We start from the raw sequence: 26,374 nt of genomic DNA, 5'->3' as shown, positions 1-26,374 counted from the left end.
GGGTTAGGGTGGGGGTTCTTCTTCGCAAGAATCCATATGCGATAGCCCTGCTCAAGGGGGAGATCGGCAGCTCTGGCCGCGCTACGCTCTGTTCTCCTCGGCCAACTCCGTCAGCAGCTCCAGCGCTTCCTCCGCCCGGTCGGCGGGAACGAACAAATGGTCGTGATAAAAAGCCGAAACCGGATTGACGCCGATGCCGCCGGCGGCGAGGCGCGTGGTGATGGCGGCGAGAAAGCCGACGGCTTCCAGCGACGAATGGATGTTCAGCGTGACCATCCGGCAGCGGAATGACGCGGTCAGTGCCGCAGCGATGGCCTTCTCCTCGGTTACGATCAGTGTCACGCCCCCGCGCTCACGAAACACCATCACCGGTTCGAGGCCTTCCGGCTGAGCGACGCCAGGCGCCAGCGTGGCGAAGACATAGGTGCCGGCCAGCAGTTCCGGCGTCATCGATGCCAGCAGTGTCTTCAGATCGGTCTCGCCGGTCATTTTTCTCTTCTCTCGACTGATGTGGTGGGCCGCAGCCCGCAACTCCTCAATATCCACGCCCGTCGGGCGCCGATAGCCTGCAAGGGCGACATGGCGATGTCGCTGGCGGCCGGGCTTGCGGAGCTGTCGCATCGCACAATAAAGGAGGTGAGGGCCGATGCCGGTCCGTGAAAGGCCTTCGATGATCGTTCGCCCGCGCCCCACATTCCTGCAGCTGTTCTTCATCATGCGCGGTTCGGTCGTGCCACGCATCCTGCCGCAGATATTGGGCTTCGCGCTTTATTCCGCGATCATCCTGGCCGTGGCGCGCCGGTTCCAGCTTGATTTCAGCGTCTTCAACATCACGCCTTTCGGCCTGGTCGGCGTGACATTGTCGATCTATCTCTCGTTCCGCAACAACGCCGCCTACGACCGTTGGTGGGAGGCGCGCAAGCTGTGGGGCGCGCTGGTCTTCGAAATGCGCAACCTGGCACGCGCCACCACCAGCCTCATCCCGGACCAGACGGAACAGCGCGCCTTGCTGATGGAAGCGCTCGCCTTCTGTCATTTCCTGCGCGGGCAGTTGCGCAAGATCGACAGCATGAAGGATGCCCGCGCCTTCATCGACGCCGAGGCGGACAAGGCGGCGGCCTTTTCCAATCCGGCGGACGAGATGGTCAGGCGCATGGGCCGGCGTGCCAATGCCCAGCGCCGAGCGGGCGACGTCGACTCGATCGGCTTTCGTATCCTCGATGAGAGGCTCGCGTCGATCGCGGCCATCCAGGCCGGCTGCGAGCGGATCGCCGGTACGCCGTTACCTTTCGCCTACACGCTGCTGGTGCATCGCACGGCCTATATCGTCTGCCTGCTGCTGCCGATCGGCCTGATCTCGACCACCGGTTGGGCGACGCCGCTGTTCACGGCGCTGATCGCCTACACCTTCTTCGGCCTCGACGCGCTTTCGGAAGAACTCGAGGATCCGTTCGGCACCGAGGCCAACGACCTTGCACTCGACGGTCTCTGCCGCGTCTGCGAGATCTCGGTGTTCGAAGCGCTGGGCGAAACGCCGCCCAAGATGATCCCGGCGGAAAAGTTCTATTTTTCGTAGGCGAAGGCGCGCGGGTTTAAAAGAATCCGCCCCGCTGTCGGATCGCGGCCCCATGCCACGTCCTTGGGTCGACCCCTGCGAAAGGGCTCGAACCATCAGGAGGGACCACCATGAGCATTTCCGAAACCGCGCCCGTCTCGCCGGGCGCTTTATGGACTGGCCGCGCGCTCAGCGGCGTCATCGTGCTGTTTATGATTTTCGACGGCGTCATCAAGCTGCCGCCGCTCGATGTCGTCACCCAGACGATGGTGCCGCTCGGCTGGCCGGCCGATGCCAATGTCGCGCGCATGCTGGGCGTCATCGGCCTGATCTCGGCCGCTCTCTATGCGCTGCCGCGCACCTCGGTGCTCGGCGCCATCCTGCTTACCGCCTATATGGGCGGCGCCATCGCCACGAATGTCCGCGTCGACAACCCGCTGTTCTCGCACATTCTGTTCGGCGTCTATCTCGGCATTATCCTGTGGGGTGGCCTGTATCTGCGCGATGCCAGGGTCCGCGCGCTGATCCCGTTCAGCCGATAGATCCGATCGAAGCATCGCTCAACTCGAAGCCTGGAACCCTTTGCCGGGCAATGTCTTAGGGATCGAATCGCCGAGTTGCGAGTTAGAGATTCGCCTGGCGGCGGAGGCGGCTCCTATCGGAGAGGAACGACGATGAAGAAAACGATGCTTTTGATGGCGCTGCTGGTGCCGCTCGCCGCTTGTTCGCAAACGGAAAAAGGCGCGGCCGTAGGCGGCCTCGGTGGCGCTGCCGTCGGTGCGGCGGTCGCTGGCGATCCGGTTGAAGGCGCCGTCGTCGGTGGTGCTGTCGGCGCCGTGGCCGGCGCGCTGATCGGCCGGGCGAGCGAGCGTGGCGAATGCCGCTACCGTGATAGCCGTGGCCGCGTCTACATCGACCGCTGCCCGAGCGGTTATTGATCGGCAGCTCTTACAGACAGAACCGGACAGGAAAACGGCGGGCCTTGGCCCGCCGTTTCCCTGGATGCGATAGGGCAATACTTATTCGGCCGTGGCGGCTTCCGCCTCGGCCGGTGCTGCTGCGGCGGCCGCAGCCGCGGCAGCGGCGTCTTCCTGCGCCTTCTTCAAGAGCGAAGCACGTTCCTGCGCCTTCTTGCCCGGCTCGGCCTTCTTCGGGTTGGAACGGGCGTCGCGCTTGACGAGGCCGGCCTCGTCGAGGAAACGCAGCACGCGGTCGGTCGGCTGGGCGCCATGCGCCAGCCAATGCTTGACGCGGTCGGCGTCGACCTTGACGCGTTCGCCATCCTTGGGCAGCAGCGGGTTCCACGAGCCGATCGACTCGATGAACCGGCCGTCACGCGGCGAACGGGCATCGGCAATGACGACGTGGTAGTAAGGACGCTTCTTCGAGCCCGCACGGGCCAGTCGGATCTTCAAGGGCATTTATTTTCTCCTAAAAAGGCTGATTTGGTTGATCGGTTGGTGGCTGGTTTCTCAGCCGGCTTTCATCACGCCGTTGGAAGCGGCGATCTGTTCGTGGTGGCGGATCACTTCGCGGACGACGAAGTTGAGGAATTTTTCCGCGAAATCCGGGTCGAGATGGGCATCCTTCGCCAGCTGGCGAAGCCGGGCGATCTGCTGCTGCTCGCGAGCCGGGTCGGCCGGCGGCAGGCCATGCGTCGCCTTCAGCACGCCGACCGCCTTGGTGCAGCGGAAGCGCTCGGCCAGCATGTGGATGAGGGCTGCGTCGATGTTGTCGATCGACGCCCGGTAATCGGCCAGGAGGGCGCGGGCGTCGGCCATGTCCTTTTCTTCGTTCATGGCGTCCTCACTTCTTCTTGCCAAGGCCGGGCAGCCCGCCGCCCATTCCGGGCAGGCCGGGGAGCCTCATGCCGCCGGGCAGTCCGGGTAGGCCGCCGCCGGGAAGGCCTTTCATGCCGCCGCCAAGGCCGGCTGCCTGTGCCTGCTTCTGCAAGGCTTCGAGCTGCTTGGGATCCATCTTCGACAGGTCCGGCATGCCGCCGCCCATCATGCCACCGGGGCCGCCCATGCCGGGCATCATGCCGCCGAGGCCCATCTTGTTGGCGAGACCGCCCATCATGCCGCGCATCAGGCCACCGCCTTTGCCCTTGCCGCCCATCGCCTTCATCATGTCGGCCATGCCGCGATGCATCTTGAGCAGCTTGTTGATTTCGGCCGCGTCGGTGCCGGAACCGGCGGCGATGCGCTTCTTGCGCGAATGCTTGAGCAAATCGGGATTGGCGCGCTCGGCCTTGGTCATCGACGAGATGATGGCGAGCTGGCGGCCGAACATCTTGTCGTCGAGACCGGCGGCGGCCATCTGGTCCTTCATCTTGCCCATGCCGGGCATCATGCCCATGATGCCGCCCATGCCACCCATCTTCGACATCTGCTGAAGCTGGCCGGCGAGATCGTTCAGGTCGAACTTGCCCGACTGCATCTTCTTGGCCATCGCCGCCGCCTGTTCGGCGTCGATGTTCTCGGCGGCCTTTTCGACGAGCGAGACAATGTCGCCCATGCCGAGGATGCGGTCGGCGATGCGCTTGGGGTGGAATTCCTCCAGCCCGTCCATCTTTTCGCCAGTGCCGATCAGCTTGATCGGCTTGCCGGTGACGGCGCGCATGGAGAGTGCAGCACCACCGCGGCCGTCGCCGTCCATGCGGGTCAGGACGAGACCGGTGATGCCGACGCGCTCGTCGAAGCTCTTGGCCAGGTTGACGGCGTCCTGGCCGGTCAGCGAATCGGCGACCAGCAGGATTTCGTGCGGGCTCGACACCTTCTTGATGTCGGCCATCTCGACCATCAGCGGCTCGTCGATATGGGTGCGGCCGGCGGTGTCGAGGATGACGATGTCGTGGCCGCCGAGCTTGGCCGCCTGCACGGCGCGGCGGGCGATGTCGACCGGCGACTGGCCGTCGATGATCGGCAGCGTGGCGACCTTGACCTGTTCGCCGAGCTGACGAAGCTGCTCCTGCGCGGCGGGGCGCCGCGTGTCGAGCGAGGCCATCAGGACCTTCTTGTTCTGACGCTCGGTGAGACGCTTGGCGATCTTGGCCGAAGTGGTCGTCTTGCCGGAACCCTGCAGGCCGACCATCATGATGACGACCGGCGCCGGGGCATTGAGATCGATGGCGACGCCTTCGGCGCCGAGCATGTCGACCAGTTCGTCATGGACGATCTTGACGACCATCTGGCCGGGCTTGATAGACTTGACCACGGCGGCGCCGACGGCCTTCTCGCGCACCTTGTCGGTGAAGGAGCGCACCACTTCCAGCGCCACGTCTGCTTCGAGCAGCGCCCGGCGCACCTCGCGCAGCGCCGCCGAGACATCCGCCTCTGACAGCGCGCCGCGGCCGGTGAGGCCGTTCAGGATCGAACCAAGACGTTCCTGTAGCGATTCAAACATTCGATTTCCTTTTTCCCTGGCACCCGGATGATGCCCGAGAGGTAATGCGTTCGCGCCCAGTGTCCAACCAAAAGCCAAAACCAAAAAGCACCCGGGGGCGCTCAGCGCTGCCGGGTGTTGGCCTCCAGGATCGATTTACAGCACTTCACCTCAAAGAGGCTTCGGCGTCCTGGTCGGCTTGCTCGGAGGGATACTCGTCGCGGAATTCGGGGCGTGTAGACAGGAAATCGGCCGCAGAGTCAAGACAAGGCCGGATAGCAGGGCGTGCGGCAGCCAAGGCAGTGGTTGGCGGCATGCGAATTGGGCAAACAACTTTGCGCGCGAGGAGTCTTTGGAAACCCTGATTAACTAGACGGCTCGGCTGTGATCTTCACCCCGAGCGCCTTTGTGACACCCAATAGCGTCGAAAGGCGCGGGTCACCGTCTGGCCTCAGTGCTTTGTAAAGAGCTTCACGAGTGACGCCTGCTTCCTTTGCAACAGCGGTCATGCCGCGCGCACGAGCAACAATGCCGAGCGCGTTTGCTATATAGCCAGGGTCGCCGGTCGCAAAGGCGTCGGCCAGCAGCTCGGCCTGCCCTTCGGCGCTGCCAAGATGCTCGGCGGGATCAAAGGGAACGGTTTCGACTGCCATGATCATAGCTCCTTGGCCATCTGAATGGCCTTCTTGATGTCGCGGCCCTGGCTGGACTTGTCGCCGCCGCAAAGCAGGATAATGATTTCGTTGCCGCGCTTGACGAAATAGAGGCGGTATCCGGGGCCTACGTCCAACCGAAGTTCGCCGATGCCATCGAAATACTTCACGTCTCCAATGAGACGGACTGGACGCGGGCGATGCGGATCGCGATCTTTTCGGCGGCCCGCTTGTCCCTCAGGCTGTTGAGCCAGTCGCGAAAGTCGGTGGTTTGGCGAACCTCGATCACCTGTGAACTATAGTTTACAGGCTTGATATGTCAATCCATATGTGAAAAATAGTTCACAGTCCGCAACAGCCCAGACGCATATCCCGGCTCGACTATGGAAATTCGGCGGCAACCCTGAGCGGCGAACGCGGATGCAAAAGCAGCACGATGGTCAGCAGGCTGCAGGCGATGCCGATGAAGGCGATGAGAACCGCATCCGACGTTGCCCAGCCCGGTCCCTCGAGCGGCCTGGCGTTGAACAGGGCGAAGGAATTGTAACTTTCCTGATGCGAAATCAGTAGGAAGCCGGTCAGGTTGTTGCCGAGATGAGCACCCAGCGCGGCGCCGAGATTGCCGGTTGCATAGACCACCAGCGTCAGCAGCAGCGCGAAAGCGGCGATCGACGCCAGCACGCAAGCATTGATGGCTGGTGACGAACTCGCGCTCCAATGCAGCGAGGTGAACAGCAGGGCCGGCAGCAGGGCCCAGATGAACGGGCTCGTGAACCGGTTGGCGAGACCGCGCAGCAGATAGCCGCGAAACAGCACCTCTTCAGAGGATGTCTGCAGCAAAGTGAGCGCCGCGATCGGGATCGCAAACAGCAGCCAGGATGACAGGCTGATCGGGCCACGCGTGATCTGCGGCTGCAGCAGATAAAGCAGGATTTCGGATATGAACGACGTGATCAGCACCGCGATCAGCCCTTTGAGGAAGCCGGGCCATGAAACTCGTCGGCTGTTGCCGAGCAGCGCCGACAGCTTCTCGCCATGCACCCAGCGCATCGCGACCCACAGGCCGATCCAGATGCCGGCAAACGAGACGAGCGCGGTGAGGATGCCGAGGGGCGAAGCGAGGAGGCCCTGAATGCCGGATGATGGGGTCGCCTGCCAGGCGATGAAGGCATAGGTGCCGCCGACCAGCACGGCCACGGTGGTTGCTGCCCAAAAAAGGACCACGATCCCCGTTCCGAGCAACAGGCGCGGTAAGGTCGTCCTGGCGTTCGGCGAATGCCTGTAACGCTCGAAGGCGGCCGGATCGATGGTCACGCGGGCTCCATTGCCAAAGTTATCGCCTATCGACTAACCGATGGCCGGGAAAATCGGAATGGTTTTCCGCAAAGGACTAAGCCAGAGCAAAGTCGGCGCAGGAGAGTGCCGCGCGGCAGCGCCGCCTGCTGGCGGCCGCTGCTGTCGCAGCGGCCGCTTGTGCCGATTGTCGTCAGCGAACGACGTACATGATGCGCCGGGTCTGCGGATCGATCAGCGCCCGCTGGCCGTTCACATAGACATAGCGGTAATTGTAGTCCGGAATCTCGCGCAGCTCGACGGTGTCGGGCAGGGTCGCGCCGGTCACCACTTCGCCTTCGAGATAGATGGGATCGAGGCGATGCGTGTCGACATAGGTGCGGACTTCAGCCGGGGGCGAAGGGAAGTCATCCACGACCGGATCGCTGGCGATGATCGCGCCGGTATAATCGGTCGAGTAGTTGCCGATGTCCTCCGGCGGCGAGACGACAGCAACGCTGGAGCGCCGTTCCGTCAGCACCACCCGGCTGCCGCCTATATCGGCCGTCACATAGTCGGAATAGACCCAGCCCTGGCCGCCGGCCTCGGCTATGGTGCACCATTTGCTGTTTTCGATGCAGCCATTGAGCGTTGCCGACTGACCGGCGGCGAGCACGCCGATCACAGGATATTGCGGGCCGGGCCCGGCGCGCACGTTAAGATCGGTGACGGCTGAGACGGCGGTATCGGCAAACGCGGCGCCCGACATCACGGTCAGCATTCCGGCTACCGCAGGAAACAATAGGGATTTCATGGTTTCTCTCCGTTTTCATGGTCCCTCGCCAGCGAAAACGGGGCAGCAGCTCATGCGTTCCCGCTAAAGCGCCTGCGCCAACTCACGATTTGTTCCGTGTTCTTTCGGCAAATCGGTCAGAAGTTCGTGAACGAATTCCAATTTCCGCGCCGTGACGTCCGAAATGACGAAGGGGTAGAGGTCGGGCAGACCCATGCAGCGGTTGATCGAATTGGAGGCCTCCGACAGCACCAGCCAGCGGGCAAGGATCTTTTCGAAAGGCTCGGGCGCGGTCGCCGGCTCCGCGGGTGCTGCCTGCAATTCGCCGCCGGTGTCGCCGCGTGGCAAGTCGTTGGCCTCCACCGTCTCCAGCCGGCCGAGCGGAAAGTTCAGTGCGTGCACCATTTCCAGCGTGTCGGTGATGTGCAGGTGGTGAGCCCAGGTCTCGGCCCAGTCCTCCCAAGGATGCGAGGTCGCATAGGCCGAGATGTGGCCCTGCTGCCAGTCGGGCGGCGCACCATCGGCATAATAGGCCTTCAGCGCCTGTTCGTAATCGGCGCGGTCGTCGCCGAACAGTGCGCGGAAAGCTTCGAGCCTGTGCGGATCGTCGCGGATCAGACGGTCCCAGTAATAGTGCCCGAGCTCATGGCGGAAATGGCCGAGCAAGGTGCGGTAGTTCTCGCCCATCTCGACGCGCCGCTTCTCGCGCTCGGCCGAATCCGCCTCGGCGACATTGAGCGTGATCAAACCATTGTCGTGGCCGGTGAGGATCCGCTCGCCACCAGGGCCGCCGCCGATCGGATCGGCGAGGAAGTCGAAGGCCAGGCCGACCTCGTCGGCAGGGGTCTGCTTGGGGACTACCGGCAGCCCGAAGGCCAGCAGCGAGTAGATGGCGCGCTTCTTCGCCGCTTCGACACGAATCCAGCGGCGGCGGTTGCCGTCGACGGAGAGATCCGGGATCAGCTGGTTCAGCACGCAGGCGCGGCAAAAAGCGTGACCCGGTTCCGCCATCCAGTTGCAGGCGCATTCGTCGGCGTTGGTGCACTGGAAGACGCCGTCGACGCCCGCCAGCGCAAAGCGCGCGTGCTCGGGATCGTAGAGCACCGGGTTCCCGCAGTTCAGGCACTGGACGTTCTCGAAATAGATGCGATGGCCGCAATGCGGGCAGTCGAAGAGTTTCATGTCGGTCTCAATTCACCGGAGGTGACATAGATGTTCACGGCGGCCCGTGCCCAACGCGAACAGCCGCGCGGCGTTCCACATTTTCCTGAAGCTATTTGGCCGCAAGCTGGGCGACAACCTGTCTTGCCACCGCTTCGCCCGACAGCCGTGCGCCGCCGCAGGTCTGCATCAGAGGACCGGCCAGGTGCTCGCCGGCGAAGAAGATCTTGTCGGCCACCGGCTGCATGAGTGCCGCGCGCGCCAGCGAGCGGCCGGGGCGGGCGGCGGCATAGGCACCGCGCACGAAGCGCTCGCCGCCCCAATTGGTCATCATGGCGCGTCCGACGTGCTTGCGCGTATCGCCGCCGAAGATGCCGCACAGCCGGTCGACGACGAAGTCGATGCCGGCCGCCTCGCCGGCTGCCGACATTTCCCAGGCGAAATCGCCGCCGACGAATCCGACCATCAGGTCAAGGTCGAACGGGAAGCACAGGAAATAGATGTCGTGCCTGGCCATCCGTTCGATCAGCAGGTCGTCGAAGGGCTGCAGCCCGAGCCTTGTGCCCGATATTTCGACCGGCAATTTCGTCAGCATGCCCATCGGCAGGTCGAAGAAGGCGCCGAAATGCGTGTCTGGCAAGGCCGGCGAGAACGCAATCTCCTCGAAGGCTAGCACCGCCGGCGAAGCGGTGACGATCACTGCTTTGGCGCGAACGGTGCCGCGATCGGTGACGCAGGCGACGCCGGGCACGTCCCACAGGATCTTGCGCACCGGCGTCGACAGTTCGACCGGCACGCCGGCGCCGAAACGCGCCACCAGCGCGCCAAGGCCCTCCTTGCTGAAGTAGTTCGGGTCGAGATCGGCAGCGGCCTGGAAGTCCAGGATCGAGATCTCGTCCTCGTCGGCGCCGAAATCCATCGGCCCGGCGAAGGTGGCGGCGGCGCGCGGCGCATGGCCTTTTGCCAAAAGCGCCGAAAGACGATCGTCATCTCCGTCCTTCGCTTCATGCATGGCCAGCAGTTCGAACAGCTTTGCGTCGGCGGCCTTCATGTCGGCTTCTTCCGCTTCGCTCGCCTTGCGCTCGCGGTAGTAGAGATGATCGACGTTCATGTCGTGATGATGCAACGTCCAGCCTGCCGCCTGGGCTTCGGGAAAATAGGGATTGCGGTCGGCGGCATGCAGCCAGGCGCAGCCGATGTCGAAAGGCACGCCGAAATGCTGGTCGCTGGTCCAGGCTCGCCCGCCGATTCGGTCCATCGCTTCGAGCAGCGTGAAGGAAAGCCCCGCCGCCTGCAGGGTCCTGGCAGCGGCAAGACCCGCCGAGCCGGCGCCGATGATGACGACATCAACGTCTTCCATGCAGCCCCCTGCCACAATAATCACTTGATCCTAGGCAAATTCCACGGCATTCGCCAGCATTGCAGCGGTGACAGTGACAAGTGCGCGTTTCGCTGGCAAGTTCGCAATTGGGACGTGATTCAGGCAACCAGGAGAACAACATGGCAATTCTTGCCAAGGGAAAGATGTTTGCAGCGGCCGTGGTGGCGGTGCTTGCGCTGGCGACGGGCGCACAGGCGGCGGCCAGCTGCGGCAAGACCGGCGCCGGTTTCGAGGCCTGGAAGCAGGATTTTGCCGCGCAGGCCAGGTCGGAAGGTGTAGGCGCCAAGGGGCTGGCCGCTCTGGCCGGGGCAAACTACGCGACTAAGACGATCTCAGTCGACCGCGGCATTCACAAGGCCTTCAGCGGCTCGGTGGACGATTTCATGCGGCGTCGTGGTGGCGCAGCGATTATTTCCAAGGGCCGGTCGCTGAAAAAGTCGAATGCGGCTTTGTTCTCCAAGATCGAAGCGAATTACGGCGTGTCGCCGGGCGTGTTGCTCGCCATCTGGGGTATGGAAACCGGCTTCGGTTCGGCCATGGGCAACCAGAACACCGTCTCTGCCATTTTGACGCTTGCCTATGATTGCCGCCGCCCGGGGTTCTTCTACCCGCATGCCATCGCAGCCCTGAAGCTGGTTGATCGCGGGGCGTTGACAGCCTCGTCGGTCGGGGCCGCGCATGGCGAGATCGGACACACGCAGTTCCTGCCCGGAAACGTCCTGAAATATGGCGTCGGCGGCGGAAACCTGCGCGACAAGGGTACGGCGCTGGCTTCCACCGCCAACTTCCTCAAGGGCCATGGCTGGCGGGCGGGCGCGAGCGCGAGTGCGAATATGGGCGCGATTGCCGGCTGGAATTCCGCGAGCGTCTATCAGCAGGCCATCGCCCGCATTGCCACGGCGATCGACGGCGATTGATAGCTGGAATCTTCGACAGGAGGCCCGGCTATGCGCCGGGCCAACTGAGGCAATCGCTTCAGTTTGAATTGGCACTTCCCGGGGCGTCAGAGCTGCCCCTCACCTGCCTGCCGGCATCCTCTCCCCGTATAGTGACGGGAGAGGGGCGCTGTCATCGACAGTTTCGTCAATCACCAGCGTTGCAAGACACGCGCCGAGGTTGCGGCCAGCCCCTTCTCCCCGTCACTATACGGGGAGAAGTGCCCGGCAGGGCGATGAGGGGCGGCGCCGGTGCCGACAATCGCTCCCGGCAGGGACGCCGGGTTTGTTTGAGGCGAAACAGGTTGAAGATCAGCCTCGGCGGTTGCGCGCGGCCAGCGTCCTGAGCCGCAGCGCATTGAGACGGATGAAGCCGGCGGCGTCCTTCTGGTCGTAGGCGCCGCGGTCGTCCTCGAAGGTGACCAGCGCATCGGAGTAAAGCGTCTTCTTCGACTTGCGGCCGGTGACCATGACATTGCCCTTGTAGAGCTTGAGGCGCACCGTGCCTTCGACGTCTTCCTGGCTCTTGTCGATCATCGCCTGCAGCATCAGCCGTTCGGGCGCGAACCAGAAGCCGTTGTAGATCAGCTCGGCGTAGCGCGGCATGAACTCGTCCTTGAGGTGGGCGGCACCCCGGTCGAGCGTGATCGATTCGATGGCGCGATGGGCGGCGATCAGGATGGTGCCGCCTGGTGTTTCGTAGACGCCGCGCGATTTCATGCCGACGAAGCGGTTCTCGACCAGGTCGAGCCGGCCGATGCCATTGTCGCGGCCAAGATCGTTGAGTGCCGCCAGCATGGTCGCCGGCGACAGTTTCTTGCCGTTCAGCGCGATCGGATCGCCCTTCAGGAACTCGATCTCGATCTCGGTGACGGTATCAGGCGCGTCCATCGGCGAAACGGTGCGCTGGTGGACGAATTCGGGCGGCTCCACCCACGGGTCTTCCAGCACCTTGCCCTCGGAGGACGAATGCAAAAGGTTGGCGTCGACCGAGAACGGTGCGTCGCCCTTCTTGTCCTTCGGCACCGGGATCTGGTGCTGCTCGGCGAAATTCATCAGGTCGGTACGCGATTTGAACGACCAGTCGCGCCACGGCGCGATGACCTTGATGTCGGGGTTCAGTGCGTAAGCTGAAAGCTCGAAGCGAACCTGATCGTTGCCCTTGCCGGTGGCGCCATGCGCGATCGCGTCGGCGCCGGTTTCCCGGGCTATATCGACCAGATGCTTGGAGATCAGCGGCCGCGCGATCGAAGTGCCAAGCAGATAGGTGCCTTCATAGACGGTGTTGGCGCGGAACATCGGGAAGACGAAGTCGGCGACGAATTCCTCGCGCACGTCGACGACGCGGATGTCCTTGATGCCCATCATCTCGGCCTTGCGACGGGCCGGCTCGAGTTCGCCGCCCTGGCCGAGATCGGCGGTGAAAGTCACGACTTCGGCGCCGAGTTCAGTCTGCAGCCATTTCAGGATGATGGATGTGTCGAGACCGCCGGAATAGGCGAGCACGACCTTCTTGACGTCTTTGGCCTTGGACATTTCTACTCCGTCGATGGCGGACGCCCCAGCCTGGGCGTCACGGATTGTCGCAGCGCCTTTTAGCAGGAACGGCAGAGCGAGCAAGCACGCGTGCATGCATGGCTTCTGGTCCAGCGCATGGCCGGTGGCCGCCGGCAGCGGAAACAACCTGCTGCAATCAAAGGCTGCATTTGCTGGAAGGACTTAATCAAGTTTTCACGCCGTGCCGCTAACATTCGCGACAAAGCCGCCTCGACCATTTCGGGCGGCTTCTTGCCTGCCTTGTCGCGGGTGTCCTCGGGCTCGGGCCGTTCTTGATGCGCGTTATATCATGCATCGCCATGGAGCATAATCTGTGGCTTGTCCTGCTGGCGGCGCTGATGTGCGTCACCGGCTGCTGGGTGACGATCGGCCTCTTCGACCGTTCGAGGAAAACCACCGGCGTGCAGATGAAGGGCTGGCTGTTCCTGACCGCGGTCGCCGCCGGCTCGTCGATCTGGTGCACCCATTTCATCGCCATGCTGGCCTACCAGCCCGGCGCGCCGATCACCTTCGATCCGGTCCTGACCATGGCATCCCTGGTCATCGCCATCGCCGGCACCGGGCTGGGTTTCACCCTCGCATCCGGCAAGAACCGGCGCCTGGCCCCGGAATGGGGCGGCGTCGTCGTCGGCCTGGCGATCTCGGCCATGCACTACACCGGCATGATGGCCTATCACGTTGCCGGCATCGTCGAATGGGACGGCTCCTATGTCGTGGCCTCACTGGTCATCTCGGCGGTGTTCTCCGCCCTGGCCGTCGGCCATGCCGTGCGCCGGCCATACCGCTGGTCGCACTATCTCGCCATCGGGCTGCTGGTGCTGGCGATCGTCGGCCTGCATTTCACGGCTATGGCCGCGGTGGCGGTGACGCCGCTGTCCTTCATCAGCACAGGCACCAATCCCGATATTCTGGTGGCAATGGCGGTCGCCGTCGCCGTGGTCGGCCTGATCGTCGCGGCTACCGGCTTCGCCAGCTATCTGATCGACGAGCGTGGTCGTTTGGAGAGCTTCGAGCGGCTTCAGCATCTCGCCCTCAACGACGCCCTTACCGGCCTTCCCAACCGGGTCTCCTTCAACGACCGCCTTGACCATGAAATCGACCGGGCATGCGAGGGCGAGGACACAATGACGGCGGTCATCGTCATCGATCTCGACCGCTTCAAGGAGATCAACGACCTCAGGGGGCATGCGGCCGGCGACCAGGCACTCAAGATCGTCGCCCGCAGGCTGTCGAAACTCATCGGCGAGGGCGAATTCGTCGCCCGGCTCGGCGGTGACGAGTTCGCCGCGATCAAGCGCTTCAAGGATCAGAAGGACCTTCTCGGACTGGTCTCGCGACTGGAGAAATCCCTGTTCGAGCCGTTGCGGCTCGACGATTTCGAAATCGCCGCCGGCGCCAGCATCGGCGTCGCCGTCTATCCGCGCGACGGGGCCGACCGCGAGCGGCTGGTCAGCAATGCCGATCTTGCCATGTACCGGGCAAAGAACGACGTCACGCGAGCCGTCTGCTTCTACGAATCCGCCATGGACGAGACGGCGCGGGCGCGCCGTGCCTTGGCCACCGACCTTCGCCAGGCGATCGACCGCGGCGAGCTTTCGCTTCACTATCAGGTGCAGACCTCGGTCCCGACCGGCGCCACCTGCGGCTACGAGGCGCTGCTGCGCTGGACCCATCCGGTGCACGGCATGATCCCGCCCGCCGAATTCATCCCGATTGCCGAGGAGAACGGCTCGATCATGGCGATCGGCGAATGGGTGCTGCGGACCGCGTGCCGCCAGGCGGCCTCGTGGGGCAATGGCCACAAGATCGCGGTCAATTTGTCGCCGGTACAGTTCGCCCATGCCGATCTCGCCAAGCTCGTCCATCAGATCCTGATCGAGACCGGGCTGTCGCCGAAACGGCTGGAGCTGGAGCTCACCGAATCGACGATCGTCGCCGACAAGGTGCGCACGCTGCATGTGTTGCGCCAGATCAAGGCGCTGGGGGTGACGATCGCGATCGACGATTTCGGCACCGGCTATTCATCGCTCGATACGCTGCGCTCGTTTCCCTTCGACAAGATCAAACTCGACCGCTCGTTCATGGCTGACGTCGAGCGAAGCCCGCAGGCCAAGGCCATCATCCGGGCGGTGCTGACGCTGGGCCGCAGCCTCGACATTCCGGTGCTTGCCGAAGGCGTCGAGACGCATGTCCAGCTCACCATCCTGCAGGTCGAAGGCTGCAACGAGGCGCAAGGCTATTTCCTCGGCCGGCCCAAGCCGATCGACCAGATCACCGGGGACGCCGATGTCCGCAACGATCAACTCGTCGCGGAGGAGCCGGCGAGGATGCGGCTGAGCAGGCAGGCATAGGACGCCGCGGCCGGCCGTCCAGCGAATGCCGTGCGGACGCCTGCTGGATCGAGATCGGGTCGCTGCTGTGTCTGGCATCGTCATGGCGCATCCTGTATAGGCCTCCCAATCCCCTGGGGCCGCTCATGTCGTTCATTCCAGACACCACCACGCTGATCCAATTCGCCATCGCCACGGTCATCCTGGCGATCACGCCGGGGCCGGACATGACCCTGTTCGTCTCGCGCACGCTGAGCCAGGGCCGTGCCACCGGCTTTGCCTCGATGGCCGGCGCGCTGTGCGGCACGCTCATCCACACCACACTGGTGGTTGTCGGTGTCTCGGCGCTGATCGTCGCCTCGCCGATGGCTTTCTTCGTGCTGAAGATCTTCGGCGCCGGCTATCTCGTCTTCCTGGCTTGGCAGGCAATCACCAGGGGCTCGGCCTTTTCGCCGGAGAAGAAGACAGGCCCCGAGATTTCGCTGTTGCGCAGTTGGGCGGCGGGCCTTGGCGTCAATCTGCTCAACCCCAAGATCATCCTGTTCTTCATGACCTTCCTGCCGCAGTTCGTCTCCGCGCATGATCCGAACGCACCGGGAAAGCTGTTTTTCCTTGGGCTGATGTTCATTGTGCTGTCGGTCCCGGTGACGGTGCCGATGGTGCTGGCGGCGGAAAAGTTTTCGGCGGCGATGAAGGCCAGCCCGCGGGTCACGCGGGTGGTCGACTATCTCTTCGCCGGCGTGTTCTCCGCCTTCGCCCTCAAGATCCTGACCGCGCAGGCGAAGTAGGCGCCGTCATCCTGTCTGGCCATCCTCTTTTGATCCTGGTTCGCCTTGCCACCAGCTTGCGGCCCAGCGCCCGGCGCTGAGCCAGTAAAAGATACCACCGACCATGCCGCTGCCTATCACGGCCATGATGGCGCTGGTGTCCCTGACGACGAAGGCGGTGTCATCGCTGCGGTCGGCCAGCCCGAGGAAAACACCGGCAACCACCGCGCCTGCCAGCGCATAGAACAGCCAGTCGCGCCGGCCCAGGATTTCGGCAAGCAGGATGACGACAGAGGCCGGCATCAGGGCGAAATAGGCGACGAACAGGGCGGCGAAGGGAATTGAGAAATACAGGGAAGCCGTCGCCGTCGGGTGCGCATGCTCCGGCGTGTAGCCGAGCGATGCCAGCAACAGGATGTTGAGGAAGGCGCTCGCCGCCAGCGAGGCGACGGCATAGCCGAACAGGATGACGGTGAAACGGACGAGGTAGCCGACGAGACGTGCCATCAATCCCGGCCCAGATTCTGTCGCGTGCCGGACCTGCGTCCAGCCAGAAGCCAGTAGACCGAACCGGCGGCGATGCCGGCGGTGGCGAGAAAACCCAGAAAGCCCGGATTGAAGACAAAGCTGCTGGCCGAGCGCGGCATGGATACGCCAAAGGCGATGGACGTGATCGCACCGGTGGCGGCGAAGTAGAACCATCCTCGAAGTGAAAACCGTTCGGCGACAAAGAGCGCCGGGCCGACGATCAACAGCGCGCCGATCATTACTGTCAACACGGCGAGCGGGAACGAGCCCAGCCAGTCGAAGGCGAAAATGATGGACCAGTTGCCGTCTTCGATGCCTTCCAGAAGAGCGATCAGCAGCACCGGCACCAGGATCGAGGTCAGCACCGCGGCGACATAGCCGACCGCCATGATGGCGAGGCGTTTTAGCCAGGCGAAGGGGCGGCTCACGCCTCGCCGTGCCCCGCTATCATCATCGCTTCCAGCGCCAGCCGGTCGACCTTGCGCATGCGCTCGGAGTCGGATTTGAGCTGGCCGCAGGCGGCGAGAATGTCGCGGCCGCGCGGCGTGCGGATCGGCGAGGCATAGCCGGCATTGTTGATGTAATCGGCGAATTTTTCGATCGTCTCCCAGTCCGAGCACTGATAGTTGGTGCCCGGCCACGGGTTGAACGGGATCAGATTGATCTTGGCCGGAATGCCTTTGAGCAGCTTGATCAGGCCCTTGGCGTCCTCGATGGAATCGTTGACGTCCTTCAGCATCACATATTCGAAGGTGATACGCTTGGCGTTCGACAGGCCGGGATAGGCGCGGCAGGCGGCGATCAGCTCGTTGAGCGGATACTTCTTGTTGATCGGCACCAGCAGGTCGCGCAGATCGTCATTGGTGGCATGCAGCGAGATCGCCAGCATGACGCCGATCTCCTCGCCGGTGCGGAAGATTTCCGGCACGACGCCGGAGGTCGACAGCGTGATGCGCCGCTTCGACAGGGACAGGCCGTCACCGTCGGAAGCGATCAGCAGCGCCTTCTTCACCGCCTCGAAATTGTAGAGCGGCTCGCCCATGCCCATCATGACGATGTTGGACACTTTGCGGCCCTCAGCCGGCACGATGGCACCGTCGGGCGTGTCGCGCTCAGGGAAATCGCCGAGCCGGTCGCGGGCGGTGAGCAGCTGGGCGAGGATCTCTTCAGCCGTCAGATTGCGCACCAGCTTCTGCGTGCCGGTGTGGCAGAACGAACAGGTCAGCGTGCAGCCCACCTGCGAGGAGATGCACAGCGTGCCGCGGCCTTCCTCGGGAATGTAGACGGTTTCGATCTCGACCGGCCGGCCGGCGCCGCGCGGCGGGAAGCGGAACAGCCATTTGCGCGTGCCGTCGGCGGAAATCTGCTCCTCGACGATCTCGGGCCTGGCGACGGTGAAGTGCTTGTCCAGCTCGGCGCGCAGATCCTTGGAGATGTTGAACATGCCGGCGAAATCGGAGACGCCGCGCACATACATCCAGTGCCACAGCTGCTGGGCGCGCATTTTCGCCTGGCGCTCGGGCACGGTGCCTGATGCAACCAGGGCCTCGGCGAGTTCGACCCGCGTCAGGCCGATCAGCGACGGCTTTTCGGGCTGTGCCGCGCGGGCACGCAACGCGTCGCGGGCGCCGTCAGTGGTGAGATCGAATGAAAGGGTCATGGTTGCACTGATATAAGCGGTTTGCGGCCGATTTCACGCATCGTGCCGGAAAGGAAGCGCGGCGCATAGCACAGGTTGACGGCAGAGTCATGGGTTGTGCCGGTTTAACCTCTGGCCTGCACGTGTTAGGGCTCGATACTCCCCGCTCGAGGACAGACATGGCCGGCACATCGCGAAAATATCCCATGCTGCGGCGTTCGCGCGCGATGTGGGGCTCACGGCGGGTGTGGCAGCCGCGCCTGGTGTTCTGGGCCGGGGCGCTTGGCATCGGTGTGATCAGCGTGCTGTTCGCGGTGCTGGCGGACAGGGCGCAGGAACTTTTTCACCTGATGACAGGAAACGCAGGCGGCTGGCGTTTCTATCTGCCGCTTGCCGTTACGCCGTTGGGTTTCGTGTTGTGCGCCTGGCTCGCCCATACCTTCTTTCCCGGTTCGCAAGGCAGCGGCATTCCGCAGGCGATCGCCGCTCGCCACCTGCGCGACGACGAAGACCGCAGCCACATCCTGTCCCTCAAACTGGTGGTCGGCAAAATCATGCTCACCATCGTCGGCCTGTTCTGCGGCGCCTCGATCGGCCGCGAGGGTCCGACCGTGCAGGTCGGCGCGTCGCTGATGCTGCAGGCGGCACGCTGGGGCGGCATGGTGCAGGCGCGGGGCCTGATCCTGGCCGGGTCGGCCGCCGGGATCGCCGCCGCCTTCAACACGCCGCTGGCCGGCATCGTCTTCGCCATCGAGGAGATGGGCCGCACCTATGAGGCGCGCACCAACGGGCTGGTGCTGACGGCGGTGATCCTGGCCGGTCTCGCCTCGCTCGGCCTGCTCGGCAACTACACCTATTTCGGCGTCGCCAGGGACACGATCTCGTTTGCCGCCGAGTGGCCGCTGGTGCTTGCCTGCGGCATCATCGGCGGCGGTTTCGGCGCGCTGTTTTCGCTGCTGGCGTTGAAGGTGACACGCCGGATCCGGCGCTGGAACACAGGCCAGCCTTTGCGGCGCGCCTTGCTAGTCGCGGCCGTCTGCGGGCTGCTGGTTGCAGTGATCGGCATCGCCTCGGGCGGGCTGACCTTCGGCACCGGCTATATGCAGGCGCGCGGGGCGGTCGAAGGCACGCCGCTGCCATGGTTCTTCTTTGCCGAAAAGTTCCTGGCGGGACTGCTGTCGATGATCTCGGGCATTCCGGGCGGCATTTTCGCGCCCTCGCTGGCGGTGGGTGCCGGCATCGGCAGTTCGCTCGGCCTTCTCTTCGGCGCCGGCACGGGGGCGGCGGCGCTGCTCGGCATGGCCGGTTATTTCGCCGGGGTCGTGCAGGCGCCGATGACGGCCTTCGTCATCATCCTGGAGATGACCGGCAATCACGACAATGTCATCGCGCTGATGCTGGCCTCGATGCTGGGCTATGGCACGGCGCGCATGATCTCGCACGAACCGCTCTACCACACGCTGTCGCGTGTCTTCATCGCCGAGGCGATCCGGCGCCGCCGAGCGGAGGCCGGGCCAGGATCGGGGCAAGGCTGAAAGCAAAAAGGCCGGGCTTTGCGGCCCGGCCATTCATTCAAAACGAAGTCTAGCCTACTTGCACTTGGCAATCGACGTCAGCGCCGCCGAAATGCCCTTCAGGGAGAAGACATAGGAGGTCGGATTGCCGCGGCCGGACTTCGCCGTCACCTTCATGTCGGTGCCGGTCTTCATGGCGGCGATCAGCACCGGCTCCTCGGCGGCATTCTCGACCCAGGCCGACTTGCCGCGGGTGAACATCGAAAACGTCTTCTTGTCGATGGTCACGGTGGCCTTGGAGCCGTCCTGGAAGTTGTAGCCGGCAATGAATTGCGGCTCGTAGGACACTTGCTGGCCGGGCCGCTGGCTGACGAAGAAGAACATGTCGCCATGGTCGAGCGTCGGCGGCTGCTTGTCGGTCGGCACGGTCAGGACATAGCAGACCTTGCCGCCCGATGCCTGGTAGCTGTAGGTGCCCCAGGCATTGTGCTGGCCGATCTTGGTCGCAGACTGCGCCAGTGCCGGCGCTGCCACGGCCACCAGGGCCAGACTCGAAACTATAGCAATCAATCCGCGCATCGTTTTTCCCGTATTCCAAATGGTGCGGAGGCAGGCCGGCTTGGCGTCCTGCCCGTCGCTTCATTTTGATTTAATCTGGGTTACCAAACGGTGAATTTCCGAAGAGAAAAGGAGCCTCACCCCGAGGAAACCGCCGCCATTCCCGCGCCTCCGCCTTGCGAGCGGCTGGCGCGACATCCCTTTGGCGACTTGGAGGCCACGAAAGCGGCAAGAGTTTGACTTTTTACGCTGCCGCAGAAAGCCGGCCTCAACGGCGTTCCGTGCGCGAGTTCAGCCCTTGTCGGCCATGGCGTCCCTGGCGGCCTGCCGGTGCGCAGTGGTGATGTGGGCACTGACGGCGGTGATCGCGGCGGTGAGCACGGCGATGTCGTCGGTAAAGCCAAGCCCGAAGACGAAGTCGGGGATGACATCCACCGGCAGCACAAAATAACCGAGCGCGGCCAGCAGAATGCCTTTGGCGCGCAGCGGCGTGTTCTTGTCCATGGCGCAGTAATAGGCGGCCACCACCTCTTCCATGAAGGGGATCTGCCGCGCGGCCTTCTTGGCTGTGCGCCAGAATTTCTCGCGCACTTCGCTCTCGTCCGCCAGCTTGCCGCCAAAGCCGAAGAAATCAAAACCGGATTGTCGCGCCATCAGTCTCTCCTAGCAGGGCCCGTGCGCATCCCGGCGCATGCCCGCGGGGGAAAATGTGGTGAAACCCGACCCCCGCTACAAGATGCCGGTGCCGATTTGGGCCCGCCGAGGCGATACCAGGCCTCAGGCGCCGGCAAAACGGTTCATTTTCTTGGCCAGATCGATATCGAGCGCGGTGACGCCGCCGGCGTCGTGAGTGTTCAGCGTCACGTCGACTGTCTTGTAGACATTCGACCAGTCGGGATGATGGTCCATCGTCTCGGCGGCAAGCGCGACGCGGGTCATGAAGGCGAAAGCCTCGGAGAAATTCGCGAAGGTGAATGTGCGCTTGATGGAGGCGCCGTCTTCCGCCAGCGCCCAGCCGTCGAGACCGGTCAATGCGGCTTCAGCGGCTTGCCTGCCCAGTTTCTCTCTCGCCATGTCCATATCCTGTGCTATTCGAAAACGACCCTCACCATAGCGACGGATCGATGAGCGCGAAGCCCATAAATTCCATTCTCTTCGTCTGCCTCGGCAACATCTGCCGGTCGCCGCTGGCGGAAGGTGTCTTCCGCGCCGTTTGGGCCGAGCGCGGGTCGGGCCGGAATATGCTGCTCGATTCAGCGGGAACCAGTGACTGGGAGGCCGGCTCTGCCCCCGATCGACGCGCGATCGCGATTGCGGTGCGGCACGGCGTCGACATTTCCGGGCAGAGAGCGCGCAAGGTCACGCCGCAGGACCTCCACCGTTTCGACCTGATCCTCGGCATGGACCGGTCGAATGTCGCCGACCTGAAGGCGCTGGCGCCGGCGGCCGTGCAGGACCGCATCCATCTGTTCCTGGAGTTCGCGCAGGGAAAGTCACGCGACGTGCCGGATCCTTATCATGACGAGGCAGAAGCCTTCGCTTCCGCCTATCGCATGATCCGCGAGGCGTCGGAGGCGCTGGCGACAAGGCTGGAGGCGCGGGCGTCCGTGCCTGACAGCGGCCAGGCTTCCTCGACGATATAGGGTCCGCCGCCGACCGAATCGCGCGACGACATCAGCACGAAACGGCCGATGCGGAACGGCAGCGTCGAGAAATTCCCGCGCGCCGACAGATATTGGGCGACGTCCAGCGGGGTCGAATTGCGTAAGCGCGCCAGCGTCACATGCGGCATGAATTTGCGCGGGTCGGCCGGGATGCCGAGCCGCTGGCAGATGCGGTCGATCTCACCTTGAAGCGCGGCCAGATCAGGCGAGGCGGAAGTGCCCGCCCACACCGCATGCGGCTTCTTCTGCCCGAAAGCGCCGACGCCGGACAGCGCCAGCGAGAAGGAAGGGCGGTGGACGCGGTCGAGCGCGTTGGCGATCTCGTCGGCGACATGGCCGGGGACATCGCCGATGAAGCGCAGCGTCAGATGGTAGTTTTCGACATCGATCCAGCGGGCTCCCGGCAGGCCGCCCCGCAGCAGGGACAGCGAAAGGGCAGCGTCACGCGGAATTTCGAGGGCGGTGAAAAGACGCGGCATGAAGAGCCTCCCTTCCTCGAATCGAACTGTCACCTATAGCGAATCATCGATAGTCAAACGGAGCAAGAGGTTTGTTGGCCACAGTCCCTGTTAAAAGCTTGCCGGGCGGAAACAGTTCCAATCCGCTAGGAATTGCCCGGCACTGTCGCGATCACCTTCTCTACCGTCGGCAGGATGCGTTCGACCATCTGGTCGACGCCTTTTGCGCTCGGATGCAGGCCGTCCTCGAGTTGCATGCCGGGCTGGCCGGCGACGCCGTCGAGAAAGAACGGGTAGAGCACGACTTCGTATTTCTTCGCCAGGTCCGGAAAAATGGCGTCGAACGCATTCTGGTAGTCGGGACCGAGATTGGGTGCGGCACGCATGCCGGCCAGAAGCACGGCAATCTTGCGCTGCTTCAGCTTGCTCAGCATCTCGTCGAGGTTCTTCCTGGTGATGTCGGGCGAAACGCCGCGCAGCATGTCGTTGGCGCCGAGTTCGAGGATGACAAGCTGCGTGCCGTCCGGCACCGACCAGTCGAGCCGCGCCAGGCCGCCGCTCGTCGTGTCGCCGGAGACGCCGGCATTGGCGACGATCACATCCTGGCCCCTGGCGCCAAGCGCGGCCTGCAGCCTGTCGGTAAAGCCCTGGTCCGGGCCAAGACCGAAGCCCGCCATCAGGCTGTCACCGAAGCCGACGATCTTGAACGGCTCGGCGCTCGCCGACGACATGGCGCCGCTGATGGCGAGGAAAACCATCAAGCCTGCGGCAATACTGCGTTTGAAAGACATGCGGCAGGCCCCATATGAGCTAGGATTCTTCAGTCGACGGCTTCCGGCAAGCAGAGCCTTTCCAGATATAGGACGATTTCATTTTGACAGAAGCCGTCATCGCGCTGAAAGATGTATCCCTGACCCTTGGCGAGGGCGCTTCATCGGTCCATGTGCTGAAGGGTGTCAGCCTTGATGTGGCGACGGGCGAGGCGACCGGCATCGTCGGGCCTTCGGGTTCCGGCAAGTCGACATTGCTGATGGTCCTGGCAGGCCTGGAAAGGGTCGATTCGGGTACGGTCCGAATCGCCGGTGAGTTGCTCAACGGCAAAAGCGAGGACCAGATTGCTTCGTTTCGTGGCCGAAACATTGGCATCGTGTTCCAGTCCTTCCATCTCATTCCCAACATGACGGCGCTGGAAAATGTCGCGGTGCCATTGGAACTGGCCGGCCATGCCGATCCGTTCTCGGTGGCGGCGCGCGAGCTGGAGGCGGTTGGCCTCAGCGACCGCGTCACCCACTATCCCGGCGAATTGTCGGGCGGCGAGCAGCAGCGCGTGGCGATCGCCCGCGCATTGGCGCCGTCGCCGCGCATCCTGATCGCCGACGAGCCGACCGGCAATCTCGACCAGGCGACTGGGCGGCAGGTCGCCGACCTCTTGTTTGCCAAGGCGGCCGAGCGCGGCATGACGCTGGTGCTGGTGACCCATGATCCGGCGCTCGCGGCGCGCTGTTCGCGCCAGGTTTCGATGCGCTCGGGCCGGATCGAGGCGCCGGCCCCCGTCAAGGTGACGGCCTGATGCCGCTGTCCCGGACGTTGAGGCTCGCGGTCCGCTTCTCGCTGCGCGAGATGCGCGGCGGCCTGTCCGGCTTCCTGATCTTCCTCGCCTGCATCGCGCTCGGCGTCGCGGCCATCGGCGGCGTCAACTCGGTGGCGCGTTCGATCACCGCCGGTGTCGCCAATCAGGGCCAGACGCTGCTTGGCGGCGATCTTCGCTTCCAGATCAACCAGCGTGACGCCAGCCAGGCGGAGCGCAGCTTCCTTGACGGGCTCGGCACGGTTTCCTGGACCGCCAGCATGCGTTCGATGGCGCGTCTGGCCGACGGATCCGACCAGGCGCTGGTCGAGGCCAAGGCGGTCGACAATGCCTATCCGCTCTATGGCACGCTGGAGACCGAGCCGGCACTGTCGAAACAGGAACTGTTCGACGAAGAATTCGGCGTCTTCGGTGCGGCGGCACCCGATCTTCTGTTCGAGCGGCTGCACGTCAAGATCGGCGACCGGCTGAAGCTCGGTACCGCCACTTTCGAACTGCGCGGCAAGCTGGTCGCCGAACCGGACGCCGTGTCCGACGGTTTCGGCTTCGCCCCAAGGCTGATGATCTCGACCGACGGGCTGGCGGCCACTGGACTGATCCAGCCGGGCAGCCTGGTCGAGAATGCCTACAAGATCCGGCTGCCGGCAGACGCGGACGAGGTGCGGCTGAAAGCCGTCCAGGACCAGGCCGCCACGGATTTCCCCGAAGCAGGCTGGTCGATCCGCACACGCAGCAACGCGGCGCCCGCGCTGTCGTCCAACATTGAACGTTTCTCGCAGTTCCTGACCCTGGTCGGGCTGACGGCGCTGGTGGTCGGCGGTGTGGGCGTCGCCAATGCGGTACGCGCCTATCTCGACGGCAAGCGCGGCGTCATCGCCACCTTCAAGAGCCTGGGCGCTTCGGGCGGCTTCGTCTTTGCCGTCTATCTCGTGCAGATCCTGATCATAGCCGGATTGGGTATCGTGCTGGGCCTTGTGTTCGGCGCGCTGATGCCGTTCGCGGCGAGTGCGGCCTTGCAATCCGTCATTCCGGTGCCGGCCGCAGGCGGCTTCTATCCCGGCGCGCTCGGCATGGCGGCGCTGTTCGGCCTGCTGGTGACGTTGGCTTTCGCGCTGCTGCCGCTCGGCCGCGCCCGCGATGTGCCGGCAACCGCGCTGTTTCGCGAAATGGGGCTGGAAGGCCGCGGCTTGCCGCGCCCCGCCTATGTCGCGGCGGCCATAGGCATCGCGCTGTTGCTTGCGGCGCTGGCCATTCTGTTCTCGGGCGACCAGCGCATCGCCTCGATCTTTGTCGGCGCTACCGTCTTCGCCTTCCTGGTGCTGCGCGTGGTCGGCGCACTGGTGCAATGGGCGGCCAGGAAAAGCCCGCGCGTGCGCTTCGTGGCGCTCAGGCTCGCCATCGGCAACATTCATCGGCCAGGCGCCCTGACGCCATCGGTGGTGCTGTCCTTGGGGCTTGGCCTGACGCTGCTGGTGACGCTGGCGCTGATCGATGGCAATCTCAGGCGGCAGATCTCCGGCAGCCTGCCGGAACGGGCGCCGAACTTCTTCTTCGTCGACATCCAGAGCGCCGATGTCGCGTCTTTCTCGGCGCTGATCGGCAAGGAGGCCCCGCAGGGCGTGCTGGCCAAGGTGCCGATGCTGCGCGGCCGGGTGATGGCGCTGAACGGTGTCGATGTCGACAAGGTGAAAGTGCCGGCGGAAGGCGCCTGGGTGCTGAGGGGGGACCGCGGCCTGACCTATGACACCAGGCAGCCGGATAACGCGACGTTGACCGAGGGCAGTTGGTGGCCCGAAAATTACAGCGGCGAACCGCTGGTTTCGTTTTCGGCGCAAGAAGGCAAGGAGATCGGGCTGAAGCTCGGCGACACCATCACCGTCAATGTGCTAGGCCGCAATGTCACGGCCAGGATCGCCAATTTCCGCCAGGTCGAATGGGAGACGATGGGCATCAATTTCGTCATGGTCTTCTCGCCCAACACATTCGCGGGCGCCCCGCATGGCTGGATGGCGACGCTGACCGAAAAGAGTGCCTCGACGGCCGACGACGCCCGCATCCTCAACGCCGTCACCCGCGCCTTCCCGGCGGTGACGACGGTGCGGGTCAAGGACGCGCTCGATGTCGTCAACCGGCTGGTCGGACAGCTCGGCACGGCGATCCGGGCCGCCGCTGGCGTGGCGCTGATCGCCTCGGTGCTGGTGCTGGCCGGCGCGCTTGCAGCCGGCAACCGGGCGCGCATCCATGATGCGGTGGTGTTGAAGACGCTGGGTGCGACACGCACCACGCTGATATCGGCCTTCTCGCTCGAATATATGCTGATCGGGCTGGCCACCGCCATCTTCGCGCTGGCGGCGGGCAGTGCTGCCGCCTGGTTCGTCGTCGCGCGCATCATGACATTGCCGTCGCATTTCATGCCGGAGGTGGCGGTGGCAACCATTCTGTTTTCGCTGGTGGTCACGGTCGGCATTGGTCTCGCCGGAACCTGGCGGGTGCTCGGCCATAAGGCAGCACCGGTGCTGCGCAACCTGTGACGACAGGCCCGGAAAAGGCATCCTGGATTAAATCTTGGTAAGAAAGCCGTCCGGAAAGCCGAGGAATCGGCACTTCGTTGCCTCACGAACCGTTACATCCGGTTAC

At 64.1% G+C, this 26,374-nt stretch carries 28 protein-coding genes and 1 pseudogene; 10 read left to right on the top strand and 19 right to left on the bottom strand.

Translation table 11 applies throughout. The features are described from left to right. Nucleotides 1–81: 81 nt before the first annotated feature. Complete coding sequence (locus EOA13_RS25355; protein ID WP_127296362.1) at nt 82–489, bottom strand: ACT domain-containing protein; 408 nt, start codon at nt 487–489, stop codon at nt 82–84. Between the two features lie 157 nt (nt 490–646). Here EOA13_RS25355 and EOA13_RS25350 point away from each other — a divergent pair, with 157 nt between their 5' ends. The 3 genes from EOA13_RS25350 (at nt 647) to EOA13_RS25340 (ending at nt 2,493) form a co-directional block, all read left to right on the top strand. Then, entirely contained in the window at nt 647–1,576 is a 930-nt protein-coding gene (locus EOA13_RS25350; RefSeq protein ID WP_245490474.1) for a bestrophin family ion channel, read from the top strand. 110 nt (nt 1,577–1,686) lie between these two features. Next, a complete protein-coding gene (locus EOA13_RS25345) occupies nt 1,687–2,097 on the top strand; it encodes a DoxX family protein (protein WP_127296361.1) in 411 nt (136 codons plus the stop codon). Between the two features lie 132 nt (nt 2,098–2,229). After that, nucleotides 2,230–2,493: a glycine zipper domain-containing protein gene (locus tag EOA13_RS25340; protein WP_024504033.1), complete on the top strand. Its 264-nt coding sequence runs from the start codon at nt 2,230–2,232 to the stop codon at nt 2,491–2,493. Between the two features lie 81 nt (nt 2,494–2,574). On the opposite strand, the gene rpsP is transcribed toward EOA13_RS25340, so the two are convergent. From rpsP to EOA13_RS25295, 9 genes and pseudogenes are all read right to left on the bottom strand, one after another. Beyond that, on the bottom strand, nt 2,575–2,976 hold the full coding sequence (gene rpsP, locus EOA13_RS25335; RefSeq protein ID WP_023811330.1) for a 30S ribosomal protein S16: 402 nt from the start codon (nt 2,974–2,976) through the stop codon (nt 2,575–2,577). 51 nt (nt 2,977–3,027) lie between these two features. Further along, nucleotides 3,028–3,354, bottom strand: a complete 327-nt coding sequence (locus tag EOA13_RS25330) for a chorismate mutase (RefSeq protein WP_023811329.1) — start codon at nt 3,352–3,354, stop codon at nt 3,028–3,030. Between the two features lie 7 nt (nt 3,355–3,361). Then, a complete protein-coding gene (gene ffh, locus EOA13_RS25325) occupies nt 3,362–4,960 on the bottom strand; it encodes a signal recognition particle protein (protein ID WP_127296360.1) in 1,599 nt (532 codons plus the stop codon). A gap of 344 nt (nt 4,961–5,304) precedes the next feature. Further along, the gene (locus EOA13_RS25320; protein ID WP_127296359.1) at nt 5,305–5,592 is read right to left on the bottom strand and encodes an addiction module antidote protein; all 288 of its coding nucleotides are present in this window, start codon (nt 5,590–5,592) and stop codon (nt 5,305–5,307) included. Nucleotides 5,593–5,594: 2 nt separating this feature from the next. Then, nucleotides 5,595–5,881, bottom strand: a pseudogene (locus EOA13_RS38885) (type II toxin-antitoxin system RelE/ParE family toxin). A gap of 92 nt (nt 5,882–5,973) precedes the next feature. Next, nucleotides 5,974–6,906 carry a CPBP family intramembrane glutamic endopeptidase gene (locus EOA13_RS25310; protein WP_127296358.1) on the bottom strand — a complete coding sequence of 311 codons (933 nt, stop codon included), beginning with the start codon at nt 6,904–6,906 and terminating at the stop codon, nt 5,974–5,976. A gap of 172 nt (nt 6,907–7,078) precedes the next feature. Then, on the bottom strand, nt 7,079–7,678 hold the full coding sequence (locus tag EOA13_RS25305; RefSeq protein ID WP_023811326.1) for a DUF1236 domain-containing protein: 600 nt from the start codon (nt 7,676–7,678) through the stop codon (nt 7,079–7,081). Nucleotides 7,679–7,741: 63 nt separating this feature from the next. Further along, nucleotides 7,742–8,839, bottom strand: coding sequence for a putative zinc-binding metallopeptidase (locus EOA13_RS25300; protein WP_127296357.1), 1,098 nt, complete (start codon nt 8,837–8,839; stop codon nt 7,742–7,744). A gap of 91 nt (nt 8,840–8,930) precedes the next feature. Continuing rightward, nucleotides 8,931–10,178, bottom strand: a complete 1,248-nt coding sequence (locus EOA13_RS25295; RefSeq protein ID WP_127296356.1) for an NAD(P)/FAD-dependent oxidoreductase — start codon at nt 10,176–10,178, stop codon at nt 8,931–8,933. 140 nt (nt 10,179–10,318) lie between these two features. Between EOA13_RS25295 and EOA13_RS25290 the strand changes: the two genes are divergently transcribed. Then, a complete protein-coding gene (locus EOA13_RS25290) occupies nt 10,319–11,116 on the top strand; it encodes a lytic transglycosylase domain-containing protein (RefSeq protein ID WP_013528807.1) in 798 nt (265 codons plus the stop codon). A 330-nt stretch (nt 11,117–11,446) separates the two neighbouring features. Here EOA13_RS25290 and EOA13_RS25280 read toward each other — a convergent pair whose 3' ends face one another. Next, nucleotides 11,447–12,670: an argininosuccinate synthase gene (locus tag EOA13_RS25280; protein WP_127296355.1), complete on the bottom strand. Its 1,224-nt coding sequence runs from the start codon at nt 12,668–12,670 to the stop codon at nt 11,447–11,449. Nucleotides 12,671–12,966: 296 nt separating this feature from the next. On the opposite strand from EOA13_RS25280, the gene EOA13_RS25275 reads away from it, so the two are divergent. Further along, nucleotides 12,967–15,042, top strand: coding sequence for a bifunctional diguanylate cyclase/phosphodiesterase (locus EOA13_RS25275; protein ID WP_127296354.1), 2,076 nt, complete (start codon nt 12,967–12,969; stop codon nt 15,040–15,042). Nucleotides 15,043–15,167: 125 nt separating this feature from the next. Next, complete coding sequence (locus EOA13_RS25270) at nt 15,168–15,809, top strand: LysE family translocator (protein WP_127296353.1); 642 nt, start codon at nt 15,168–15,170, stop codon at nt 15,807–15,809. Between the two features lie 6 nt (nt 15,810–15,815). Here EOA13_RS25270 and EOA13_RS25265 read toward each other — a convergent pair whose 3' ends face one another. Genes EOA13_RS25265 through rlmN form a run of 3 tightly spaced genes read right to left on the bottom strand, consistent with a single transcriptional unit; the run spans nt 15,816 to nt 17,976 of the window. Beyond that, entirely contained in the window at nt 15,816–16,295 is a 480-nt protein-coding gene (locus EOA13_RS25265; protein ID WP_127296352.1) for a hypothetical protein, read from the bottom strand. Continuing rightward, nucleotides 16,295–16,744 carry a hypothetical protein gene (locus tag EOA13_RS25260; protein ID WP_127296351.1) on the bottom strand — a complete coding sequence of 150 codons (450 nt, stop codon included), beginning with the start codon at nt 16,742–16,744 and terminating at the stop codon, nt 16,295–16,297. Before EOA13_RS25260 ends, EOA13_RS25265 begins: the two co-directional genes overlap by 1 nt. Then, nucleotides 16,741–17,976, bottom strand: coding sequence for a 23S rRNA (adenine(2503)-C(2))-methyltransferase RlmN (gene rlmN / locus EOA13_RS25255; protein ID WP_127296350.1), 1,236 nt, complete (start codon nt 17,974–17,976; stop codon nt 16,741–16,743). The genes EOA13_RS25260 and rlmN overlap by 4 nt, the downstream gene beginning before the upstream one ends. A 158-nt stretch (nt 17,977–18,134) precedes the next feature. On the opposite strand from rlmN, the gene EOA13_RS25250 reads away from it, so the two are divergent. Then, nucleotides 18,135–19,490: a chloride channel protein gene (locus tag EOA13_RS25250; protein ID WP_127296349.1), complete on the top strand. Its 1,356-nt coding sequence runs from the start codon at nt 18,135–18,137 to the stop codon at nt 19,488–19,490. A gap of 54 nt (nt 19,491–19,544) precedes the next feature. On the opposite strand, the gene EOA13_RS25245 is transcribed toward EOA13_RS25250, so the two are convergent. From EOA13_RS25245 to EOA13_RS25235, 3 genes are all read right to left on the bottom strand, one after another. After that, a complete protein-coding gene (locus EOA13_RS25245) occupies nt 19,545–20,048 on the bottom strand; it encodes an invasion associated locus B family protein (protein ID WP_127296348.1) in 504 nt (167 codons plus the stop codon). A gap of 270 nt (nt 20,049–20,318) precedes the next feature. Next, on the bottom strand, nt 20,319–20,681 hold the full coding sequence (locus tag EOA13_RS25240) for a YkvA family protein (protein ID WP_127296347.1): 363 nt from the start codon (nt 20,679–20,681) through the stop codon (nt 20,319–20,321). A 123-nt stretch (nt 20,682–20,804) separates the two neighbouring features. Continuing rightward, complete coding sequence (locus EOA13_RS25235) at nt 20,805–21,101, bottom strand: 4a-hydroxytetrahydrobiopterin dehydratase (RefSeq protein WP_023811314.1); 297 nt, start codon at nt 21,099–21,101, stop codon at nt 20,805–20,807. 50 nt (nt 21,102–21,151) lie between these two features. On the opposite strand from EOA13_RS25235, the gene EOA13_RS25230 reads away from it, so the two are divergent. After that, nucleotides 21,152–21,670 carry a low molecular weight protein-tyrosine-phosphatase gene (locus tag EOA13_RS25230; protein WP_127296346.1) on the top strand — a complete coding sequence of 173 codons (519 nt, stop codon included), beginning with the start codon at nt 21,152–21,154 and terminating at the stop codon, nt 21,668–21,670. Here EOA13_RS25230 and thpR read toward each other — a convergent pair. Together thpR and EOA13_RS25220 are read right to left on the bottom strand one after the other, a co-directional pair. Further along, nucleotides 21,574–22,170 (bottom strand): RNA 2',3'-cyclic phosphodiesterase, encoded by a 597-nt coding sequence (thpR, locus tag EOA13_RS25225; protein ID WP_027037464.1) that lies wholly within the window; start codon nt 22,168–22,170, stop codon nt 21,574–21,576. The two genes, EOA13_RS25230 and thpR, sit on opposite strands and share 97 nt — an antisense overlap. 125 nt (nt 22,171–22,295) lie before the next feature. Beyond that, on the bottom strand, nt 22,296–22,940 hold the full coding sequence (locus EOA13_RS25220; RefSeq protein WP_127296345.1) for an arylesterase: 645 nt from the start codon (nt 22,938–22,940) through the stop codon (nt 22,296–22,298). Between the two features lie 83 nt (nt 22,941–23,023). Between EOA13_RS25220 and EOA13_RS25215 the strand changes: the two genes are divergently transcribed. Next, nucleotides 23,024–23,719 (top strand): ABC transporter ATP-binding protein, encoded by a 696-nt coding sequence (locus tag EOA13_RS25215; RefSeq protein ID WP_127296344.1) that lies wholly within the window; start codon nt 23,024–23,026, stop codon nt 23,717–23,719. Continuing rightward, nucleotides 23,719–26,268: an ABC transporter permease gene (locus tag EOA13_RS25210; protein ID WP_127296343.1), complete on the top strand. Its 2,550-nt coding sequence runs from the start codon at nt 23,719–23,721 to the stop codon at nt 26,266–26,268. The genes EOA13_RS25215 and EOA13_RS25210 overlap by 1 nt, the downstream gene beginning before the upstream one ends. Nucleotides 26,269–26,374 lie beyond the last annotated feature (106 nt).

Origin of the sequence: Mesorhizobium sp. M7A.F.Ca.US.011.01.1.1 (genome assembly GCF_003998295.1) — a bacterium.
Classification (GTDB): domain Bacteria; phylum Pseudomonadota; class Alphaproteobacteria; order Rhizobiales; family Rhizobiaceae; genus Mesorhizobium.
Note: the sequence above shows the minus strand (reverse complement) of the source record. Positions and strands in the feature narration are given on the sequence as shown.

What these genes read in the sequence shown, in the direction of transcription:
- EOA13_RS25355 (WP_127296362.1), bottom strand. Translation starts at nt 489, where the DNA reads ATGACCGGCGAGACCGATCTGAAGACACTGCTGGCATCGATGACGCCG.
- EOA13_RS25350 (WP_245490474.1), top strand. Translation starts at nt 647, where the DNA reads ATGCCGGTCCGTGAAAGGCCTTCGATGATCGTTCGCCCGCGCCCCACA.
- EOA13_RS25345 (WP_127296361.1), top strand. Translation starts at nt 1,687, where the DNA reads ATGAGCATTTCCGAAACCGCGCCCGTCTCGCCGGGCGCTTTATGGACT.
- EOA13_RS25340 (WP_024504033.1), top strand. Translation starts at nt 2,230, where the DNA reads ATGAAGAAAACGATGCTTTTGATGGCGCTGCTGGTGCCGCTCGCCGCT.
- rpsP (WP_023811330.1), bottom strand. Translation starts at nt 2,976, where the DNA reads ATGCCCTTGAAGATCCGACTGGCCCGTGCGGGCTCGAAGAAGCGTCCT.
- EOA13_RS25330 (WP_023811329.1), bottom strand. Translation starts at nt 3,354, where the DNA reads ATGAACGAAGAAAAGGACATGGCCGACGCCCGCGCCCTCCTGGCCGAT.
- ffh (WP_127296360.1), bottom strand. Translation starts at nt 4,960, where the DNA reads ATGTTTGAATCGCTACAGGAACGTCTTGGTTCGATCCTGAACGGCCTC.
- EOA13_RS25320 (WP_127296359.1), bottom strand. Translation starts at nt 5,592, where the DNA reads ATGGCAGTCGAAACCGTTCCCTTTGATCCCGCCGAGCATCTTGGCAGC.
- EOA13_RS25305 (WP_023811326.1), bottom strand. Translation starts at nt 7,678, where the DNA reads ATGAAATCCCTATTGTTTCCTGCGGTAGCCGGAATGCTGACCGTGATG.
- EOA13_RS25300 (WP_127296357.1), bottom strand. Translation starts at nt 8,839, where the DNA reads ATGAAACTCTTCGACTGCCCGCATTGCGGCCATCGCATCTATTTCGAG.
- EOA13_RS25295 (WP_127296356.1), bottom strand. Translation starts at nt 10,178, where the DNA reads ATGGAAGACGTTGATGTCGTCATCATCGGCGCCGGCTCGGCGGGTCTT.
- EOA13_RS25290 (WP_013528807.1), top strand. Translation starts at nt 10,319, where the DNA reads ATGGCAATTCTTGCCAAGGGAAAGATGTTTGCAGCGGCCGTGGTGGCG.
- EOA13_RS25280 (WP_127296355.1), bottom strand. Translation starts at nt 12,670, where the DNA reads ATGTCCAAGGCCAAAGACGTCAAGAAGGTCGTGCTCGCCTATTCCGGC.
- EOA13_RS25275 (WP_127296354.1), top strand. Translation starts at nt 12,967, where the DNA reads ATGCGCGTTATATCATGCATCGCCATGGAGCATAATCTGTGGCTTGTC.
- EOA13_RS25270 (WP_127296353.1), top strand. Translation starts at nt 15,168, where the DNA reads ATGTCGTTCATTCCAGACACCACCACGCTGATCCAATTCGCCATCGCC.
- EOA13_RS25265 (WP_127296352.1), bottom strand. Translation starts at nt 16,295, where the DNA reads ATGGCACGTCTCGTCGGCTACCTCGTCCGTTTCACCGTCATCCTGTTC.
- rlmN (WP_127296350.1), bottom strand. Translation starts at nt 17,976, where the DNA reads ATGACCCTTTCATTCGATCTCACCACTGACGGCGCCCGCGACGCGTTG.
- EOA13_RS25250 (WP_127296349.1), top strand. Translation starts at nt 18,135, where the DNA reads ATGGCCGGCACATCGCGAAAATATCCCATGCTGCGGCGTTCGCGCGCG.
- EOA13_RS25245 (WP_127296348.1), bottom strand. Translation starts at nt 20,048, where the DNA reads ATGCGCGGATTGATTGCTATAGTTTCGAGTCTGGCCCTGGTGGCCGTG.
- EOA13_RS25240 (WP_127296347.1), bottom strand. Translation starts at nt 20,681, where the DNA reads ATGGCGCGACAATCCGGTTTTGATTTCTTCGGCTTTGGCGGCAAGCTG.
- EOA13_RS25235 (WP_023811314.1), bottom strand. Translation starts at nt 21,101, where the DNA reads ATGGCGAGAGAGAAACTGGGCAGGCAAGCCGCTGAAGCCGCATTGACC.
- EOA13_RS25230 (WP_127296346.1), top strand. Translation starts at nt 21,152, where the DNA reads ATGAGCGCGAAGCCCATAAATTCCATTCTCTTCGTCTGCCTCGGCAAC.
- thpR (WP_027037464.1), bottom strand. Translation starts at nt 22,170, where the DNA reads ATGCCGCGTCTTTTCACCGCCCTCGAAATTCCGCGTGACGCTGCCCTT.
- EOA13_RS25220 (WP_127296345.1), bottom strand. Translation starts at nt 22,940, where the DNA reads ATGTCTTTCAAACGCAGTATTGCCGCAGGCTTGATGGTTTTCCTCGCC.
- EOA13_RS25210 (WP_127296343.1), top strand. Translation starts at nt 23,719, where the DNA reads ATGCCGCTGTCCCGGACGTTGAGGCTCGCGGTCCGCTTCTCGCTGCGC.